3 protein-coding genes are annotated in these 3,600 nt (G+C 68.7%); all 3 read left to right on the plus strand.

The genetic code is table 11. From position 1 onward, the window contains the following. Positions 1 to 1,386 (plus strand): chemotaxis protein CheW (locus BUB20358_RS27685; RefSeq protein ID WP_174905172.1); only part of this gene is annotated, 1,386 nt, incomplete at its 5' end. A gap of 48 nt (positions 1,387 to 1,434) precedes the next feature. Beyond that, on the plus strand, positions 1,435 to 1,950 hold the full coding sequence (gene cheW, locus BUB20358_RS27690; protein WP_035971390.1) for a chemotaxis protein CheW: 516 nt from the start codon (positions 1,435 to 1,437) through the stop codon (positions 1,948 to 1,950). A 36-nt stretch (positions 1,951 to 1,986) separates the two neighbouring features. Further along, the coding region (locus tag BUB20358_RS27695; protein ID WP_174905173.1) for a methyl-accepting chemotaxis protein at positions 1,987 to 3,600 on the plus strand (1,614 nt) is incomplete at its 3' end.

Consider the following 3,600-nt stretch of genomic DNA (forward strand, 5'->3'; position numbering starts at 1 on the left):
CCGCAGCGCGCAGCCGCACCGCAGCCGGCCGCGCCCGCCGCGGCCGCCGAATCGAGCGCCGCGTCGCAATCGACGCAATCGGCGCAGCCGCCTTCGCAGCCTGCGCCCACCGCGCCGCAGCCGGCCGCCGCACATCACGACGACAAGCGCCCGCGCGCGGCTGCCGCCGGCGCGGCCGGTGCCGAAGGCAGCTCGATTCGCGTCGGCGTCGAGAAGGTCGACCAGCTGATCAACCTCGTCGGCGAGCTGGTGATCACGCAGGCGATGCTCGCGGAGACGGCGAGCGCGTTCGATCCGGCGCTGCACGACCGGCTGTTCAACGGGATGGCGCAGCTCGAGCGCAACGCGCGCGATTTGCAGGAAGCGGTGATGTCGATTCGCATGATGCCGATGGACTACGTGTTCAGCCGCTTCCCGCGCCTCGTGCGCGATCTGGCCGGCAAGCTCGGCAAGCAGGTCGAGCTCGTCACGTTCGGTCAGGCGACCGAGCTCGACAAGAGCCTGATCGAGCGGATCATCGATCCGCTCACGCACCTCGTGCGCAACAGCCTCGATCACGGGATCGAGACGGTCGACAAGCGGCTCGCGGCCGGCAAGGACGCGGTCGGCCAGCTCGTGCTGTCGGCCGCGCATCACGGCGGCAACATCGTGATCGAGGTGAGCGACGACGGCGCGGGGCTGAACCGCGAGCGGATCCTCGCGAAGGCCGCGAAGCAGGGCATGCAGGTGTCCGACAACATCAGCGACGAAGAAGTGTGGAACCTGATCTTCGCGCCCGGCTTCTCGACCGCCGAGACGGTGACCGACGTGTCGGGCCGCGGCGTCGGGATGGACGTCGTGAAGCGCAACATCCAGTCGATGGGCGGCCACGTCGAGATCACGTCGCAGGCGGGCCGCGGCACGACCACGCGGATCGTGCTGCCGCTCACGCTCGCGATCCTCGACGGGATGTCGGTGAAGGTCGGCAGCGAGATCTTCATCCTGCCGCTGAACTTCGTGATGGAGTCGCTGCAGCCGTCGAACGACGACATCTACACGGTCGGCAACGGCGAGCGCGTGGTGCGCGTACGCGGCGAATACCTGCCGCTCGTCGCGCTGCACGAGGTGTTCTCGGTCGAGGACGCGCGCACCGACCCGACGCAGGGCATCGTCACGATCATGGAAACGGAGGGCCGCCGCTTCGCGATGCTGATCGACGAGCTGGTCGGCCAGCAGCAGGTCGTCGTGAAGAACCTCGAAACGAACTACCGCAAGGTGCACGGCATTTCGGCGGCGACCATCCTCGGCGACGGCAGCGTCGCGCTGATCGTCGACGTCGCGGCGCTGAACCGCGAAACCCGTGCGGCGCACGGCGCCCGGGCGGGCGCCGAGCTCGCCGTCTTCTGACTCTCGCCATTCAACCGATTGGGGGCAAACGTGTCTGCTGAAGTCCAAATGATCAATCCGGCCGCGGCGAACGCGGCGACCAGCCGCCGCGATGCGGAACACGGCGACGCGACGGGCCAGGAATTCCTCGTGTTTACGCTCGGCGACGAGGAATACGGAATCGACATCCTGAAGGTGCAGGAAATCCGCGGCTACGACAGCGTCACGCGCATCGCGAACGCGCCCGATTTCATCAAGGGCGTGATCAACCTGCGCGGGATCATCGTGCCGATCGTCGACATGCGGATCAAGTTCCATCTCGGCCGCGTCGAGTACGACCATCAGACCGTCGTGATCATCCTGAACGTGTCGAACCGCGTGGTCGGGATGGTCGTCGACGGCGTGTCGGACGTGCTGACGCTGCAGACCGACCAGATCATGCCGGCGCCGGAATTCGGCGCGACGCTGACGACCGAGTACCTGACGGGCCTCGGTACGGTCGACGGCCGGATGCTGATCCTGATGGACATCGAGAAGCTGATGTCGAGCCGCGAAATGGCGCTGATCGAAACGCTCGGCGCGTGACCGCGCCGCGCGCAGCAACCCTGGGGAGAATCTGCAATGTTGCATAACTGGTCGATCCGCACGACGCTCACGGCGGTCGGACTCATCCTCGTGTGCCTGGCCGCCGCGGTCGGCGGGCTCGGCCTCTACGCGCTCAATCACGCGAGCCGGTCGCTCGACGAGATCGCGCACGTCGACCTGCCGGCGATCCACACGCTCGACGACACGTCCGCGCACCTGCTGCGCGCGCGCATCGCGCTCGACCGCTTCCGCACGCTGACCGAGGCCGGCAACGCGGCCGACGCGGCGAAGGTGCTCGATCGCGCGCAGGAGCTGTACGCGAAGTCGAACCAGAACTGGCAGGCGTTCCAGGCGACCGCGAAGCTCGGCATCGAGCAGTCGCTGCTCGACGAGCTGAGCGCCCGCTACACGACGATCGTGAAGGAAGGCGTCGAGCCCGAGTTCGCTGCCGCGCGCGCGGGCGACATGGCCGCGTACCACGCGATCGCCGACACGAAGATCAGCCCGATGTTCGTCGCGTACGACCAGACCGCGTCGGCCGTGGTCGCAGCGCTGCAGAAGCGCGCGGAAGAGCGCCAGGCCGCGACGCAGTCGCAGATCTCGATGATGATCGGCCTGATCGCGGCCGGCATCGCGCTCGCGTTCGTCGTCGTGATCGCGATCCGCTTCGCGATGCGCGGGCTGATCGTGAAGCCGCTCGAAGACGCGATCGCGCACTTCGAGCGCATCGCCGGCGGCGACCTCACGCAGCCGGTGAACGTGTTCAGCACGAACGAGATCGGCCGCCTGTTCGGCGGAATCAAGCGGATGCAGGACGCCGTTACCGCGATGGTGCAGGCCGTGCACCGCGGCGCCGAGTCGATCGACGTCGGCGCGCGCGAGATCGCGTCGGGCAACACCGACCTGTCGCAGCGCACCGAGCAGCAGGCCGCGTCGCTGCAGGAGACCGCGTCGAGCATGGAGCAGCTGACCGGCACCGTGCGGCAGAACGCGGAGAACGCGCGCCAGGCGAGCCAGCTCGCGGTGAACGCGTCGGACATCGCGACGCAGGGCGGCGAGGTGGTCGGCCAGGTCGTATCGACGATGCAGGACATCGCGACGAGCTCCGGCAAGATCGTCGACATCATCGGCACGATCGAAGGGATCGCGTTCCAGACCAACATCCTCGCGCTGAACGCGGCAGTCGAGGCCGCGCGCGCAGGCGAGCAGGGCCGCGGCTTCGCAGTGGTCGCCGGCGAAGTGCGCTCGCTCGCGCAGCGCAGCGCGAGCGCCGCGAAGGAGATCAAGCAGCTGATCGGCGATTCGGCCGAGAAGGTCGAAAGCGGCTCCGCGCTCGTCGCGCGCGCGGGCTCGACGATGGACGAGATCGTGCAGGCCGTGCGCCGCGTGACCGACATCATGGGCGAGATCAGCGCCGCATCCGACGAGCAGTCGACCGGCATCGAGCAGGTCAATCGCGCGGTCGGCCAGATGGATTCCGTCACGCAGCAGAACGCGGCGCTCGTCGAGCAGGCGGCGGCCGCGGCTGCGTCGCTCGAAGAGCAGACGCGCCAGATGAAGGCGATCGTGGCCGGCTGGCGCGTCGCGGGCGGCATTGCGCTCGCGCCGGCGCCGGCGCGCGCCGTGCGCGCGGTCGGGCACGAACCGGCC

The sequence above is a fragment of the Burkholderia dolosa genome (assembly GCF_902499135.1).
Taxonomy (GTDB): domain Bacteria; phylum Pseudomonadota; class Gammaproteobacteria; order Burkholderiales; family Burkholderiaceae; genus Burkholderia; species Burkholderia dolosa.